Raw genomic sequence first — 1,760 nt, forward strand, 5'->3', positions numbered from 1 at the left:
TGGTTCTCCCGCACTTTGCGTGGAAAAGCTGACCACGCTGGTGCCGGCGCCGTCGGGAGATCCCATGTAATGGAGCATGCAAGAGCTTTTTGTAATCCCGGACTGCCGTGTCATAACGGTGGAATCTGTTGGCGCGGCTGGTCTTCATGTGGCTGCCCAGGTCAAGCATTCCCACGCAGACTGTCCATCCTGTCAGCGGCCGAGCCAATCCGTTCATAGCCGGTACCATCGGCATCCAGCTGACCTTCCGAGCCTGGGGAACGCCGTCCACATCAAGCTTCTCGTTCGTCGTTTCTATTGCCGCAACCCGATCTGTCCGCGCCGGACCTTCGCTGAACCCGTGCCGGAGCTTTTGTCGCCGCGGGCGCGCCGCACCCGGCGGCTCGCCGGCGCGCAAGGGCGGGTCGGCGTCACCTGTGGCGGGGAAGCCGGCGCACGACTGCTGCGTCAGCTCGGCATGCCGACCAGCGCCGACACCGTGCTGCGGTTGGTGCACGCCCTTCCCCTGCCGGAGTGCGCGCCTCCGAGCGTGCTGGGCGTGGATGATTGGGCGCTGAGGAAAGGATGCAGCTACGGCACCATCCTGGTTGATTTGGAGGCGCACCGCGTGGTCGATCTGCTGTCCGATCGTACCGCCCAGACGCTGACGGATTGGCTCAAGGACCGTGACACGGTCACGGTGATCGCCCGCGACCGTTCCACCGAGTATGCCCGTGGCAGTGCCCTGGGCGCTCCCGGCGCGGTTCAGGTGGCCGATCGCTGGCACCTGCTCCAGAACCTGCGCCAGATGGTTGAACGCTGGTTGGCCGGCGTTCACGGCCGTTTGCGCCGCCTGCCGCCGGTTTCGGGCGGAGCCGTGGCGCGGCGCACTGGGGGCTATCCGCGCAGCCGGACCGAAGCCGCCGCGACGGCGGACAGCCGTGCCCGGCGCCATGCCGTGTATGAGGAGGTTCGGCGGCGTGTCGCGGCTGGCGAGAAGCTGCTCACGATCAGCCGGACGATGGGGCTCGCCCGCGGTACCGTGCGCAGCTACGCCCACGCGCAGCATTTTCCTGAGCGGGCCGTGCGGGAGGCCGGGCTTGGCATCCTCGCCCCGCATCGTGAGTACCTCGAAGCCCGCTTGGCCGAGGGCAACGAGAATGCCGCAGCGCTGTGGCGGGAACTCCAAGACCGCGGCTTTGCCGGATCGGCCAAACAGGTGCGCCGCTGGCTGAACCAGCGACGCACTGGTCCGGCCAAGTTCACGCCGCACAAGTGGCGTCCCGGCCCCTCAGAAGCCGCATCAACCTTGGCTAAGGGTCCATTCCCCGCGCTGATCTCGCCCCGACAACTGGCATGGCGGCTGGTGCAAGCGCCGCAGAGCATCGACACCGCCGCAACTGAGGCCCTCGCCCGGATTTCGCAGGACCCGGAAGTCGCCAAGGGGCGTGACTTGGTCCGCCGCTTGGCTGAACTGATCGGACGTTGCGGAGTGGGATCGGATGCGCGTCCCGCCAATCCCTCCGCCGTTTTGGACTCTTGGCTCAAAGACGCGCTGTCCTGCGGCATTCCGGCCGTCGAAACTTTCGCCGCCGGTGTGAGGCAGGACGAGGCAGCCGTCAAGGCGGCGCTCACCATGCCCTGGAGTAGCGGGCAGGCGGAGGGGCAGGTCAACAAGCTGAAGCTGATCAAGCGTCAAATGTACGGACGCGCCAACTTCGATTTGCTGCGCCGTCGCGTCCTCCTCGCAGCCTGATCCACGCAAAGTGCGGGAGAACCAG

Annotated in this window: 1 protein-coding gene; it reads left to right on the forward strand. The window is 66.9% G+C overall.

The window, feature by feature from the left end; translation table 11 throughout:
* Positions 1-76: 76 nt before the first annotated feature.
* The gene (locus EJ913_RS31190; protein WP_127005219.1) at positions 77-1,735 is read left to right on the forward strand and encodes an ISL3 family transposase; all 1,659 of its coding nucleotides are present in this window, start codon (positions 77-79) and stop codon (positions 1,733-1,735) included.
* Positions 1,736-1,760 lie beyond the last annotated feature (25 nt).

It is taken from the genome of Azospirillum doebereinerae (genome assembly GCF_003989665.1).
Lineage (GTDB): Bacteria > Pseudomonadota > Alphaproteobacteria > Azospirillales > Azospirillaceae > Azospirillum > Azospirillum doebereinerae.

Excerpts from the sequence above, each read along its gene's own strand:
- EJ913_RS31190 (WP_127005219.1), top strand. The coding sequence starts at position 77 with ATGCAAGAGCTTTTTGTAATCCCGGACTGCCGTGTCATAACGGTGGAA.